The sequence below is a fragment of the Firmicutes bacterium HGW-Firmicutes-1 genome, assembly GCA_002841625.1.
Taxonomy (GTDB): domain Bacteria; phylum Bacillota; class Clostridia; order Lachnospirales; family Vallitaleaceae; genus HGW-1.
The window spans coordinates 89,241-104,512 of record PHAG01000007.1 but is presented as its reverse complement, the minus strand read 5'-3'; the positions used below and the strand labels follow the sequence as shown (position 1 = coordinate 104,512).

The window sequence follows — 15,272 nt, the reverse complement described above, 5'->3', positions numbered from 1 at the left end:
TGGATATGTTGGGGGTAAAATTTGCCTATCTAGTTAGATAGGCGTTATCTTTATTTTTCAATCTTATTCTTTAGCCTTATTTGTTCAGCATTTTAATAAGCTCTTCTAGCTTTTGAGCTGCAGCTTCAGGATTTGCAAGAATTTCTTCTCTCAGTTTATCAACACTCGCTTTTGTATTCGATAGAATTGTTTCGTCTATATCTTCAACCGTTGAGAAATCTACCTGTCTAATCAAATCTGATAATTGTTTACTTACCATAATACATGAATCAATTTCTTCTAGTAGAGCTTCATGCCAACTTATCTGATACATTATACTTGATAACATCATTTCAAAACAAATTGCTTCTACCTTTAGAGAATGCACATTTATCTTAATTTTTCTCCATTTACCAACATAATCTTTCTTTGAATAAAGCGACTTAATATGCTTCTTGATCTCTTCAACAAGTACTTCTTTTTCAAGACCATTTAATATTGGATAAATAATAAATTTATCAGATCCAATATTATAAATTTCTTTGTTGAGTTCTTCCTTCATGCTTTTTTTTAGTTCTTGTTTTCCTTGTTCAGTGATTTTATAAATTTTTCTTACCTTAGCCCCAATGCTTTCTTCCTTGAAAAGCTCAATACTTTTCTCCTTTTCAAGCTTGCTAAGTGCATAATAAATGGAACCAGATTGGATTTTAGTCCAGTTATCCATTTGATTCACTTGAATATACTTTTGTATCTCATACCCATGGGTTGACTTAATATTTAAATAATACAAAATAAACGTTTTTATCACATTGTTTCCTCCAAATTAACCAACGTTGTATATGTTTATTATATATCCAATGTTGGTTAGCGTCAATGTTTTTTATTTCATTTTATCTCTCATGGCTTTCGTATAACTACTTGAAATTCCGTACTTTTCTTTAAGCTGATTCACCGTACTGTAAAGTTGATTTTTATACTCAACTCCAGCTCCTCCAGTCTTATATAAAGCTTTCAAATCATTAAGCTGATCAGGCAATTTATTTTCAATAAATTCAAAGAAACACTTTCTAGTTGCACCTCTTAAATAAAGGGTTCCTGGAAGAACGTAATCAACCTTTACACTTGCTGCACTACTGTAGATGCTTTCTAAATTCTCTGGGCTATCTGTAACAAAAGGAATAATAGGCATTACATGCATTCCGATGCTCGCATTCGTTTTCCTAAACTCTTCCAATACTTTAAATCTATTCACGCAACTGTCTGCTCCAGGTTCAAGCAAAGCACATAGCTCCTCATCAGAAGTTATTATAGTAGCTGCAATGTTTATGTAAGTTAACCTTGACAACTCATCTATTAAATCAAAATCTCGTAATATCAAGCTGGACTTCGTAGAGATGATTGCTGGTGTCTTATACTTAATAAGCAGCCTCAATATTGCTGGCATCAACTTATAAATTGCTTCTGCTGGCTGATAACTGTCTGTAACACCCCCAATATTAACGATCTCTCTTTTCCACCCCTCAACTTTTAGTTCTTTCTCTAGTTCATCTACAATATTTTCTTTTACATATATTTCTTCTGAGAAACTATTTGCTCCTAAATATTCATGGGAATACATAGCATAGCAATATTCACAACCATGCTGACAACCTCTGTATATGTTTAAATCCCAACCATATGGAACCTTTCTTTTTAATTCTTTTAGTGCGCTCTGTACGTTCATTGTTATATATTCAACATGATTGCTCATACTTCACCCTCCTCTGCTGCATGCTGTTATCTTTACTTATATAAAAATATAACACATTACAATTACTACATCAATATTACTTCGCTTTATAATTATTATTTTCTAATCCTCCAGTTAGCAGCACTTTCTTTTGCAATATAACAAAGCGCTTGTCAGCTCGTTACGTAACATTTATGCTTATCTAACGCTTTATTCTATGCTTCGTGGAAAGTAGAACTTTCCTACTGGATAAAAAACAGCAGCTCCAGAATCGAACCCTTTCGATTCTGGAGCTGCTGCATGAATAAATCCAACTATACCTTCTTAATCGTTACATCTTTACCCTTGACCTTAACTTTACTCAATCCTTCTTGAACCAGTTGACCTTTTTTATTAAAAATCTCTACATAGGTGCACGTATCCTGAATGTCAATAATTCCGATATCTTCTGATCCAATACCTGAAAGATTACTAATAGCACCAAGTACATCACCTGCACGCATTTTTTTATTTTTTCCGGCATTAATGCGAAGTCTTGTAATATCTTTATGAAGTTTCTCTTTCTTTTCTCTAATTGGCTTTGGTTTGTCTTTTGGTTTCGTTGATTTCGTATTTTCCCTCTTGTTCAGTACTTCTGAATCTCCAAGTGGAACCTTGTATCCAATAAAATGTTGAATTTCATCCCACTTTTTTTGATCATGTACTGATACGAATGTGATTGCTCGTCCCTCTTCACCGACACGTCCCGTTCGACCAATACGGTGGACATAATTTTCATTATCACTAGGAACATTATAATTAACTACTAAATCAAGACTATCTACATGTATCCCTCTTGCTGCTAAATCAGTAGCTATCAAATAGGTTACTTCTCCATTTTTAAAGGCAGATATAGATCTTAGTCGATCCTTTTGAGCCATACCACCATGAAGCGCGATACAATCATACTTTCCATTAATAAGCTTTTGTACCAATTGGTCGGCTTTATTTCGGGTATTGCAAAAGATCATGCAACTTCTTGGTTTCAATTCATCCATCAGCTTTGTTAAAAGCATAAACTTCCAATCATCTGCAACCTCATACCAAACTTGTTTGATTTGATCAATCGGTGCTTGTGTTGACTCAACCTCAATGCGTAATGGACTGATCATATGTTCTGAACAAATTGCTTCTATTTCTGGTGGCATAGTAGCTGAAAAGAGAAGTGTTGTACGTTCCTTTGGTAATCTCTGTATAATCGCCTCAACATCCTCCAGAAAACCCCTCTTAAGCAGTTCATCTGCCTCATCTATAACCAAATACTTAATTTGCTCCAACAAAAGATTTTTTCTGCTTATTAAATCACCCACACGTCCTGGCGTACCAACCGCCACATGAACTCTTTGCTTTAATTGTCTTAATTGAATATGAATGGGTTGCTTACCATAAATAGGAAGACAACGTATTTTTTTATATCTACCAATACTCGCGATTTCTTCACATACCTGAACTGCTAGCTCCCTAGTCGGAGTTAGGACAAGCACTTGTGGTAAGTTTTCATCAATCTCCAACTTCTCTGCAATTGGAATACCAAAGGCTGCAGTTTTACCACTTCCCGTCTGAGATTGTACAATCAAATCTTTTCCCTCAAGTATATGTGGGATAACGATATCTTGTACTGCCATAGGCTTATTATAACCCAGAATATCTAACGCCTTACAGATATCTTCACCTATACCATACATCTTACTAAATTCATTTTCTAAATTGCTTATCATATTATTGTTTTACCTTCCTGGCTATAAACCCAATTCCTTTTCAAAATAAATGGCTAGATTTTATCTAGCCTAATAATTTATACTTTATTTATTCAACTTATCAATCATATGCGTATTTTAATCTATTTATTGTAAAAGGTCAAGCAATTGAACTGTAAAATCACCCTACTCAATCCATTAAACCTGTAATTATTTCTTAAACATATAGTAAACATGCTTAGCCGCTTCCCCGACCGTTGCAATAATAGCAATGAATATTACACCATTAAATATCTTTCCTAAGTATTTTGAATAAAATAAAAAAGCAATTAATCCTTCTCTATTTTACTAGAGTAGTAATTGCTTTTTTTATAACTAGGCTTCCATTTCACCACTATCATGGCTAAACTGCCATCCAATTCCAAATCGATCAATTAGAAATCCATAGCATTTGCTCCAGAAGGTTTCTTGAAGCTCCATGATGATAGTTCCATCGACCTTAAGTTGATTAAACATATTTTTGATATTATCCATGTCCTTACTTACAATTGTTAAGCTTATGTTGTTCCCTTGAACATAAGGCATGTCTGGGGGAGTGTCGGAAAACATAATCGTGCTTCCTTCAACGTTAAGTTCTGTGTGCATAATTAGATTTTTAGCTTCTTCGATTATTGTAAAGTCAGGGTCTGGTGGTGTATCTCCGAACAACATAAATTGTGGCTTTTCTGTTTTAAACACCTCAGCATAAAATTCTACAGCTTCACGACAGTTTCCATTAAAATTAATATATACTTGTATAGCCATTCTCTTCACTCCTTAGTAATAATTTTTTTAACTTCGTCAATATCCTATTCCAAATGTTGTTAAAACCATTAAAGAAATAGATAAGGTGTGTTTTATAATTCTTCCCATATTGTTATACAATTATAATATCACACATTACTTAAGTCTGTGTAGGAATACATCTTCTAAAGCTCAGTTAACTCCTCATACATTTGTTGAAGAAACGTCTCCACATCCTCTTTTCTAGTAGAAATTTCACTGTAGCTAACTGCTAAAGTTAGCGTCTCTTTATAAGTGCTTACCCCTAACATAAACTCTGGTGCATACATATATGGTGTAAGCATATATGCGTCTTTTGCTTGAACGAAATTAAAATTTAGCGGTTGTATAACACCCATATTGGATAGAAACGGTGTGCATTTACCACTCTCAATGGCTTGCTGCTTTAAACCGTCAAGTATTTCTATTGCTTGAGCATATTCAATCACCCCAAGAACTTCAAAAAAAAGTGCTGTATCTAACCCACTATCTCGTTCTTTCATTCGTTTCATTTCAAAATCAACACGTTTCAACGTACTTACGTATGTTTCCTCTTGTAATCGCGGGATTCTCATCGACAATTTTGAAGATAGGTTGCAAATTGTTTGCTTACAAGTACATTCCCTTCTAAGGTCCTTGGTCACATTAATTTCCATCTCCTCTTCAAATGGAGGCCTAATCAACTTAAACAAACTCCTATATAGTGAAGTTAATATGATTGTATTTACTGTAACCGATTGCTCTTTGCTATATTCCAACAAACGACGATAATTTTCACCATTTATTCTTCGTTTTGAAACGAACATACTCCCTATATCAAGATTCTGATAAGGAAATGTCCAGGTCGGTAACTCAGGTGATTGATCTGGATTAAACAAGGTAATAGGTTCAGATATCCCGAGGGTATCAAAATAATTCTTTTGATCTCGTCTAGCATCATAATTAATTTGTGGTTGATAAAGAGGCTCTTGGCATAGTCGTGTATATATTCCAGCCAATAAAATTAAATACTCCTTGACACCTCCACCATCAGCACTTGCATGATTCATCTTAACTCCTAGAACATCCTCATCAACTGATCGAATTAATTGTACATATAACTGTTGTTGCCCTTCTAAACCTAGTGGTTTTTGAAGAAATTCTTGAGTTTTATACTCTACCTCATTACTTTCAACAAACGTAAACCATTCAATTGTATCAAGATTATCAAAGCTTCTCCAAAAAGGCACTAAATCTTCTTCCACTACTCCACAACTCAATATTGGTTCCGCTTCAATGGATAGTCTCACCGCTTTTTTCAATAACTCAATATCTAAATGTTCTTGAAATGTTAAAATCGCATGAATCTGCGCATTAAATGATTTAAAGCTAGCAAGATAATTGAAACGATCCTGACCATTTAATGGAAATATTTTTTGGTCTGTTGTATTCATAATAACCCCCCTCTTTTTGTCAATGTTACAAAACCTCCGCATTCGCCACGGTTTCGTAACTGAATACAAGCTTCGCTTGCACATCGGTTAAATACTCTTAATAAAGTCATCACATTCGTTCTGCATAGTTGTTGCTTTCGTAGTTATTGTTTTATAATCATTTTCCAGACGACAAATGATGCTATCTACCTTATTTCTTAAGCTCTCAATCTGGTCTATCGCATTGTTGATTTTTGACTGCACCGCAATGTCTACAAATAACCCATCAAAGAACCAATCTGCAAATCCTAGAAAATCATCTAACCCTAGGTTAACATCAAGTGCGGTTCCAACATCACTTAGCTCTTGATCAAAGGTTGTTAGTTTATGTTTAAGCTCATGAATTTGATTTTGTGCCACATCCATGTGATTTCTTTTTACCATTGTAGAAAGCAGACCTCCACCTATTATGTCATACATTCCCCAACCCTCTGCAGAGTTTAATGAATCTTGAATACCTTCAATACAACTCATTACCATCCTCCCAGCAGTCAAGGCTTCCGTGAGTTCTTTTTGATTAAGTGTTAAATCATAGATCTGATGTGTATAGCTATCGATTTCTTTCCATTTATCAGGTATTTCAGCTTCAATATAATCTTTCTTTTGTTGGAATAATTCCTCATATCTCTTTTTTGCATCTACTACTTCTGATAACTTACCTTCAAGAACCTTGATGCGTTCTTCAGTTGCTACAATCTCATATTGCAAACTATCTATTTGTGCCTTTACGGTGAGAACCTCTTGAGCTTCCTTTGATAGTTTCTCAGGCTTGTCGTTGATTAAACTATGAAACAGATTTGAAAATGAGATAGATTGAAGCTTATCAACATCCTTCTCTTCTTTTCTCAACTGATCATTTAGCTCATTTAGTCTATGTTTTAGCGAAGTTAAAGACTCCTCCGCGTTTCTCTTTTGACTATTATATATCTTACCTTCTTGTATCGTGTTAACAACTTCTTGAATTGCTACATTCATTTCACTTAGCTTATCTGTATCAAACATATTTATTCTCCCTGTTATAAAATTATTGGTACTAATCAAAAACGTCATTTATCTAAAGTATCGACCGTTTCAGTAATATACTCTAGTCAATGTTACAAAACCTCCACATTCGCTACGGTTTCGAAAGCGAAACGCAAACTTCGCTTGCACATCGATTAAAACATTATTGTATGTACTGTATTATCTCATTGTACTATATTTTCAACTTCTATATCACAATTTTTTTATTAAATATTATTTACAACTCAATTACCATTAGATGATAAAAACCACCTAATGAGTATTTCATCCTCTTAAAGGTGGTTTAAACCATTCTGCTGTAACCTACATATTTCTACATCAGATAATATTATATATAAAATGATAGGGTGTATTCTGAAGATTTGTATTAAATCCTTATTCCAGTGTAAATATGGCTACCGATTTTTCCAATCCCACAATAACATCTTTCATCTTGGTTACCATTGATTTTAAATCTTTCATAGATTCAATCTGATCCTCTGTGGAAACCGAAATCTCATTGGTGGCCGCCGAGGCCGCTTCAATAGTTTCTACAATATGATTGACTTCTATTTCAATGGAACTAATGTTTTTAAGTGCGAGTGTTAGTGCAGCGTCTAATTCAGAATCCGCATCATTAATGAATTCAATGTTTTGATTGATATCTTTAAATATGTCAATTGTGTCTTTGACGTATAGCTGTTGATTCTGATTAATTTGCAAAAGCTCCTCTGAAATCTGACGTGTCTTATTAATATCCTGTATGGTCATTTTAATAATTTTTTCAATTTCTATAACTTCATTAGCAGACTGAGACGCTAGTTTACGAACTTCTGTAGCTACAACCGCAAAGCCTTTACCAGCGGTACTAGCTCTTGCAGCTTCTATAGAAGCATTGATAGAAATCAAATTTGTTTGTTCTGAAATTGAAGTAATGCTATCTGCTATCTGACTAATGCGTTTTGAAGATTCAATTAAATGATTGGCAAGTTCAAATACTTGAATGATCGTTGAATTCATTATTGTTGAACTCTTATCAAGATCACTGATGATTGCAATGCCCGAATTACTAACTTCTCTAGTTGCTTTAGAAATAGAATCAACTTTTTCGTAACGCTTTGATATTTCATTCATATTATCAGACAACTCTAGAATTTTCTTCAAGCCTTCTTGTGATGCATAGACCTGTTCATCAATAGATCCTGCAATGTGCTCAATCGCATTCCCAACTTCACTTGCAAGTACCAAACTGTTTTCAGAATGTGCTTCTACTTCCCCTGAAACAAGTGTAACATTGTTCGCACTATTCGTAGATAGGATGATAAGTTCTCTTACGCTACGGATCATTTTATTGAAAGCATGACTCAGTAACCCTAACTCATCTGCTTTTTTATCCTGTATTTCTATAGAAAAATCACCTGCTTCAACTGCCTTCATGGCATGGATCATGTTTTTCATTCTACGTGACATTTTCAATACAATCATTGTTGTCAAGATCACGATAAGCAATATAATTATGATACCAATAATGAGTATGGTGGTTTTCATTTGCTCAATACTTGTAAATAAACTGCTCAAAGGTGTTTTACTAATGACAACCAATCCTAAGTCATCTGATTTAGCATAGGAAATTAAATAATCACCTACTATAGTAGAATTTATATCTTCTGTTGCACTTAAACAATCCTTATAAAAGGACTCCTTAGATAGATTTTCATTTTCTGATTCTTGACTAAATTTAATGATTTGCCCTGTTTCATCAAGCTTAGATAGAACTGTACCATTTATATCTGTTATGTAAAATACTGCGTCCTTTTTTAAAATATCCATTTGCGCTAAGCTTTCTAAAGCGCTTGAAACAAAGGAAGGTTCTAAATTAAAGACTATAATACCACTATAAATCGATTGATTTCTGGATACGCCCGTTCTAAACCATCTCATTAAGGAAATCACTTGATAGCTATTATAAAGCTTGTATTCTTCTTTATGTACTGGAACCCATTTTATTTTACCTTTGTCCGCCTCTTGCAAGTTTTGAATTTTATCAAAGCCAGCTAGGGCAGCATATTGGAACTCATCAGAATTAGCTTTTTTCAAGTCAAATTCATTCGTTCCTAACGCAATCCCATCCTCATTTAGCATCCATATCGCACGAATGGCTTTATTGCTAGTAATCATTGGCCGAAAAATTTCCTCATCCATTTGTGTGTTAATCTTACTGATTTCTTTGATATCACCTTTCAAATTTTCATTTAACCAAACATCGTAAACCAATCGTTTATTTGAAAATATTAATTCACTACTACCATTAATTTGATTAGAAACACTTTCTAGATAAAGCTGAATTTCTTTCATAAGCGTTTTTGAAGCTTCAATCTCATTGGTAACGAGACTCTTTTTTGCAATCTCAATGGCAAAAAATGAAAGTATACTCATCCCTGTTATTACAATAGCAAGGATAATGCTTAATAGCTTAAAACCAATTGAGTTTCTGAGCTGAATACTTTTGTTAAGACTTTTCCTGATAGGTTTCATATGATATGCCCTCCTCAATTTATTCTATAATAATACCAAGGATTGGGCTTTCAATATATCATATTTGTTAGGTTTTTGGCAGATTTGTTAGGTGATGGTGATATATTAAATTAATAACAGATATACATCATACCCCAGATAACTAATACTGCAATCATTCGATTCAATAATTTCCCGTGTTTACGTCCCGTCCCTACTTAAGAATTATATTCCGCTATGATTCTTTATGGCGTAGTATATCCTTGACTTGTATCTATGACTATTGTATTAGAAGTACTTTCCCAAGTAACTCCAATATTAAAAGCTTGTGCAATATCTCTAAGTTTAAAGTAGTTATTACCATAAATCGTATAGGCAGTTAAATCGCTTTCTACACCATCAATATAAATATTAGAAGTATTTACTACCGGTGTTTTAATCTTACCATCACCCTTAGCCATCTCTCCACCTATTACTGTGTACGGTTTATTAGATATAAGGTTAATTGCCTTTTTATCATTATCCCAAGTTACTTCAAATTGTTTTTCTGTTCCAATAATAACCTTACCAAAGTCCCTTAGCTTGAAATAATTATTATCATTAATTGAATAAGCATCAAAAAAAATTGCTTTGCCATTTACTAATACCTTTGAAGATGTTGGTATAGCAGTAATAGGTATGATTTTCTTGTTTGTTATGTTAACAATGCCATATTCACCATTTTTTTCAACTATTGCAACACCTCCACTGAAATCGCTTGCTTTGTCATATATAATTGGTACTATCTCTTTACCAGTTTTATCAATATAACCACTTTTGTTTTCTATTTGCACCACTGCTAAACCTTCAAAAAACCTTTCTCCCCCATCATAAATTAAAGGAATTACTTCTTTTCCGGTAGAGTCTATATATCCCCATTTTCCGTTCTTTGTAACAAGTGCTAAACCTTCAGCAAAATATTCAGCAACATCGTAAATAATTGGAGTTATTTCTTTGCCCTTTTTATCTATGAAACCATATTTACCATCTTTTTCAACCACTGCAAGCTCTTCACTATAATAACCTATATAGTCATAGATATTTGGAACAATTTCTTTCCCTGTTTTGTCTATGCATCCAATCTTACCATTTTTATTGACCTCTGCTAAGTCTTTCCAATAACTATAAGCATAATCGTATATAAATGGAACCATTTGTTTACCTGTTTTGTTTATATAACCCCATTTTCCGTCTTTTTCAATACCCGCTAAGCCTTCTGAAAAATATCCTACACTGTCATAAATAAGCGGAATTATTTCCTTACCCGTTTTGTCTACAAAGCCATATTTCCCATTTTTCCCAACCCCAGCTAAGCTTTCCGAAAAGCATTGTATCCAATCATACGTCAATGGAACTATAGTATTTCCTGCATTATCTACAATACCCCATTTCTCATTGTTTTTAACTGTTGCAAACCCTTCATAATAACGACCAACTTCATCATAAATAATCGGAATAATTTGTTTGCCAGTTTTATCAACAACTCCACTTTTTCCATCTTTTTCAACAATAGTAACATCATTATCTAAAAATCCTATATTGTCATAAATAATTGAAATCACTTCTTTTCCAGTAACATCAATCACGCCCCATTTTCCGTTTTTACTTACCGTTACTAAACCTTCGTCATAAATAAAATCCACTCTATCATAGATAAGTGGTATGATTTCTTCACCGGTTTTATCTATAAGACCCCATTTTCCACTTTTCATAACAATTGCATATCCGTTACATAAACCACCAACGACATCATAATCGTTATTAATCCAAATAATTTCATCGGCTGCCATTGCAGACATGCTCATCAACATTGACGAAATTATAGTTGCTGCAAAAAATCCCTTTATAATTTTTTTAACTAACTTTTCCATAACTTTTCCTCCTATGTTAAAGTTTAAACTTATTGTTTTAACTTCTCTTTTATGGTTTCGTATACCCTATATTAGTATCAATAGCTATTGAATTTGTACTATCCTCCCATGTAACACCAAAATCAAGAACTTCTGCAATATCTCTTAATTTAAAATAGTTGTTATCATTAATTGTATAGGCCATAGGTCCAATCTCTACTCCATCTAATAATATCTTAGAAAAGTTGACTAAAGGTGCTATAGTTTTTCCATCTCCCTTAACCATCTCCCCGCCTACTACAGTGTAAGGGCTATATGATATAAGGTTGATTGCCTTCTCAGTTTGATTCCATGAGATTTCAAATTGTTTTTCTGTTCCGTTTATCATCTTTGCCAAATCTCTTAGCTTGAAGTAATTGTTTCCATTGATTGTATACGCATCAACGGAAGTTTGTTTTCCATTTACCAGAACGACTGAAAACGTTGGAGTAGCAAACACTTCCTTTCCAGATTTGTCTAGCAATTTATATTTTCCATCTTTTACAACTAGCATCAAATCCTCTGAAATGCGTTCAATATAATCGTAAATAATTGGTATGATTACTTTGCCTGTTTTGTCCAAATAACCTCGTTTTCCATCTTTTTCAACTTCTAATATGCCCCACCAATTTCTTATATTATCATAAATAACATGAATAATCTCTTTTCCCGTTTTATCTATGTAACCCCATTTATTATTTTTTTGTACTAGTACTAACCCCCCCGAAAAGTAACTTATATCATCATAAATAAATGGAATTATTTCTTTGCCTGTTTTGTCCAAATAGCCCCATTTTCCATTTTTCTTAACTCTTACTAAATCGTCTGTTAAACTGCCTATTTCATCATAAATAATTGATATTATTTCTTTGCCTGTTTTGTCCAAATAGCCCCATTTTCCATTTTTCTTAGCTCCTATCAAATCATCTGAAAACCAGTTTATATCATCATAAATAAAAGGAATGATTTCTTTGCCTGTTTTATCAATATAACCATATTTTCCTTTCTTTTTTGCTCGACATAAACCTTCAGAAAAATAGTCCTCTAACTCCTCATAAATAATAGGTATTATTTCTTTTCCTGTTTTATCTATAAAACCATACTTTCCATTCTTTTTTGCAAAAATGAAACCTTCTTTGAAGCACCTTCTTAAATCATCATAAATAATAGGTATTATTTCTTTCCCTATTTTATCTATATAACCATATTTTCCATCTACTTTAACACATGCCAATCCTTCTTCAAATTCAAAGGCACTGTCATAAATAATGGGTATAATCTCTTTTCCTGTCTCGTCTATATAGCCATACTTTTCATCTTTCTCAACCGCTGCAAAACCTTCTGAAAATCGAGATACGTAGGAATAAATAAGTGGGCATATCTCTTTACCTGTTTGATCTATAAATCCGTGCTTTCCATCTTTTTTAACTTCAATAAAACCATTTTCAGAGTAATAGTATTCTACTTGATCATAAATAAAAGGAATTATTTCTTTCCCCATTTTATCAATTAAGCCAAACTTCCCGTTTTTTTCAACTATTGCTAAACCTTGAAGAAAAAAACTTGCGCTTTCATAAATAGTCGAAATTACTTCTCTACCGGTATCATCTATATAACCAAATTTATTGTTTTTTTCAACTACTGCCATACCCTCGAACATGAAATCTATACTATCATAATTGGTTGAAATTATTTCTTTGCCTTTATAATCCACATAACCAAGCTTTCCATTTCTTTCAAATATGATATAATCCCCGTACAAGGAATCTAAAGATTCGTAAATAACAGGAATTACTTCTTTCCCATTCTCATCTACATAACCACATTTTCCACTTTTCCAAGCCATTGCAAGTCCGTCAGAGAACAACTGCACATATTCATAATCTCTAAATACTTTATCATCATTTGCTCTAATTAGCATATTCTCCTCATAAATGAACGGCATTAATTCTTTACCCGTTTTATCTATCGAACCCCATTTCCCGCTTTTATTGACGATAGCTATTCCATTGCTGAAACACTCTGGATAGTCATAAATAATTGAAATTATTTCTTCACCAGTTTTATCTATAAAACCCCACTTTCCATTAACTTTAACTCCAGCTAATCCTTCTGAGAAGTACCATACATCGTCATAGATAATAGGAATTATTTCTTCTCCCAATTTGTCTACGTATCCCCATTTACCATCTCTTTTCACATGTATGAAGCCTTCAGAAAAACGACCAATGCTATCATAAATAATTGGAATGATTTCTTTTCCTGTTTTGTCTATAAAACCCCATTTCCCATTTCTTTTTACTCCAGCTAATCCTTCTTCAAAACACAAAGAATCATCATAAATTATAGGAACTATAACTTTACCTGTTTTGTTTATATGACCATATTTCCCGTTTTTTTCAACTATTGCAAGACCTTCGGTAAAAGCTCCTATATAATCATACTCGCTATAAATGTCATTAAGGCCTGCATCACTATCTGTTGCCATTGATGGCATACTCATAAACATTGATAACATCATTACTAATCCAACAAATATTGAGTTTATTCTTGTAAATGAATTTCCCACTCCGTTTATCACTCCTCAATAATTTTATTTTTTTATATGAACTTTATTTGAATTACTCTCACTTACATACCGAAATTTAATCATATTTGTTATATTTACTTTGTATTATTTATATATTTTAACATTATACTGTTAATTGAGCCACTATTTTATAAAATCAAAAAGACAAGTAGTCAAAAAAAATAAAGCTCTCTATTTATTGAATCTTCATTCATAGAAAGCTTTATTTCTTGCTCTAAACTTTTTTCATCTATACAACCATGATCTCTCTAGGACCACCAGTTAAACAAACCACACCAGTCTCTTTCACAACATAAGTTTCCTCAACACCTACTGTTCCTACACCTGCTAACCCACATTTTGGTTCTAACGCTATCACCATATTTTCCTTGAGTGGAACTTTAAACCCACCCGAGATCACTGGCATCTCATCAATGTGAAGTCCAACACCATGTCCCAAAAATTTAACACTTTCACCATAGCCCATAAAATTCTCAGATAGGCTAATGGGGAGATTGCTAGTAATTTCATTGTAAATTTCTGATGGTATCGCATTTACTTTTAATAGGTTTGCTGTTTTTATAATAAGGTCTTTACAGTCATTATGAATTTTCTCAACATCTTGATCTGGTTTTATTCCAAAAGAGTATACCTGTGTTTTATCACTATGATATCCCAAAACACCATAACCCACATCAACAAAAACAATATCCCCTTTTTTAAGATAGCGTTTTCTATTTCCAATAATTGGGACCGCAGGACTCATACCTAGCATTCCACCTGGACCGTCAAAATTAGTTGGATAAATTGAGCTTTCTCCGAATCCTACTTGTCCAACAATTAATTCCATTTGAAACATTGAAAATCTTGAGACGCCATGATGCCCTAACTTCACCATTCTATTATATAATTCTGTAAGAAAATCCGTTTCACTCATACCTACTTGCAAAATTTCTGGCACGATCGTTTCAAGTAAGTACTGATGCTGTTTACCTGATTCCGTTATGATTTCTAATTCATATTCGCTTTTTACAGCTCTAAGACTTAATATGATCCTGTCAAGAGGACTTATTTTATCCATACTAAAATATTTTTTTAATCTTTCAATCATTGCAATCGGAACGATTTCGGTTTCTATATAGGTGCTGCCTAACGCTGATGGAATAACATTTAACATATCCTTATAAGTAGACATTTTATGTACAATATCTAGTGGACATTCTAGCTTTGCTCTTTCAAAGCTCTTTCTTACAAAAAAAGCTGTTGTGCCATCCTTTTTCACGATCAGAATGCCATCTTGCATCGTACCCGTAAAGTAATATTGATTCACCTTGCTGATAATGATTGCAGTATCAAACTGATTTTCTGCAGCATTTAAAGCTTCAAATAACTTTGAAATTCTATATTCTAATTCTTTTTTTGTTGGATTTAAAATCATTGTTTTTTCTCCTTGAGCTATACTAAATTTAATGCTTTAATAGTACCATAAAATGAAATGCTGGGGTAGTGAAAATTATTAAG

Annotated in this window: 10 protein-coding genes; all 10 read right to left on the bottom strand. The window is 33.1% G+C overall.

Going from position 1 to position 15,272, the window contains the following annotated elements:
- Positions 1-76: 76 nt before the first annotated feature.
- Positions 77-772, bottom strand: coding sequence for a PadR family transcriptional regulator (locus CVU84_09245; GenBank protein PKM94785.1), 696 nt, complete (start codon positions 770-772; stop codon positions 77-79).
- Between the two features lie 87 nt (positions 773-859).
- Positions 860-1,729 carry a radical SAM protein gene (locus tag CVU84_09240; protein PKM94689.1) on the bottom strand — a complete coding sequence of 290 codons (870 nt, stop codon included), beginning with the start codon at positions 1,727-1,729 and terminating at the stop codon, positions 860-862.
- Positions 1,730-2,022: 293 nt separating this feature from the next.
- Entirely contained in the window at positions 2,023-3,432 is a 1,410-nt protein-coding gene (locus CVU84_09235) for an RNA helicase (protein ID PKM94784.1), read from the bottom strand.
- 387 nt (positions 3,433-3,819) lie between these two features.
- The gene (locus CVU84_09230; GenBank protein ID PKM94688.1) at positions 3,820-4,248 is read right to left on the bottom strand and encodes a hypothetical protein; all 429 of its coding nucleotides are present in this window, start codon (positions 4,246-4,248) and stop codon (positions 3,820-3,822) included.
- A 164-nt stretch (positions 4,249-4,412) separates the two neighbouring features.
- Positions 4,413-5,699: a hypothetical protein gene (locus tag CVU84_09225; protein PKM94687.1), complete on the bottom strand. Its 1,287-nt coding sequence runs from the start codon at positions 5,697-5,699 to the stop codon at positions 4,413-4,415.
- A gap of 87 nt (positions 5,700-5,786) precedes the next feature.
- Complete coding sequence (locus CVU84_09220; protein ID PKM94686.1) at positions 5,787-6,740, bottom strand: hypothetical protein; 954 nt, start codon at positions 6,738-6,740, stop codon at positions 5,787-5,789.
- A gap of 396 nt (positions 6,741-7,136) precedes the next feature.
- Positions 7,137-9,275, bottom strand: coding sequence for a hypothetical protein (locus tag CVU84_09215; protein ID PKM94685.1), 2,139 nt, complete (start codon positions 9,273-9,275; stop codon positions 7,137-7,139).
- Positions 9,276-9,499: 224 nt separating this feature from the next.
- The gene (locus CVU84_09210; protein ID PKM94684.1) at positions 9,500-11,164 is read right to left on the bottom strand and encodes a hypothetical protein; all 1,665 of its coding nucleotides are present in this window, start codon (positions 11,162-11,164) and stop codon (positions 9,500-9,502) included.
- 49 nt (positions 11,165-11,213) lie between these two features.
- Positions 11,214-13,751 carry a hypothetical protein gene (locus CVU84_09205; GenBank protein ID PKM94683.1) on the bottom strand — a complete coding sequence of 846 codons (2,538 nt, stop codon included), beginning with the start codon at positions 13,749-13,751 and terminating at the stop codon, positions 11,214-11,216.
- 250 nt (positions 13,752-14,001) lie between these two features.
- Positions 14,002-15,189, bottom strand: a complete 1,188-nt coding sequence (locus CVU84_09200; GenBank protein PKM94682.1) for a peptidase M24 — start codon at positions 15,187-15,189, stop codon at positions 14,002-14,004.
- Between the last annotated feature and the right edge of the window lie 83 nt (positions 15,190-15,272).

What these genes read in the sequence shown, in the direction of transcription:
- CVU84_09240 (PKM94689.1), bottom strand. Translation starts at nt 1,729, where the DNA reads ATGAGCAATCATGTTGAATATATAACAATGAACGTACAGAGCGCACTA.
- CVU84_09235 (PKM94784.1), bottom strand. Translation starts at nt 3,432, where the DNA reads ATGTATGGTATAGGTGAAGATATCTGTAAGGCGTTAGATATTCTGGGT.
- CVU84_09230 (PKM94688.1), bottom strand. Translation starts at nt 4,248, where the DNA reads ATGGCTATACAAGTATATATTAATTTTAATGGAAACTGTCGTGAAGCT.
- CVU84_09225 (PKM94687.1), bottom strand. Translation starts at nt 5,699, where the DNA reads ATGAATACAACAGACCAAAAAATATTTCCATTAAATGGTCAGGATCGT.
- CVU84_09220 (PKM94686.1), bottom strand. Translation starts at nt 6,740, where the DNA reads ATGTTTGATACAGATAAGCTAAGTGAAATGAATGTAGCAATTCAAGAA.
- CVU84_09215 (PKM94685.1), bottom strand. Translation starts at nt 9,275, where the DNA reads ATGAAACCTATCAGGAAAAGTCTTAACAAAAGTATTCAGCTCAGAAAC.
- CVU84_09210 (PKM94684.1), bottom strand. Translation starts at nt 11,164, where the DNA reads ATGGAAAAGTTAGTTAAAAAAATTATAAAGGGATTTTTTGCAGCAACT.
- CVU84_09200 (PKM94682.1), bottom strand. Translation starts at nt 15,189, where the DNA reads ATGATTTTAAATCCAACAAAAAAAGAATTAGAATATAGAATTTCAAAG.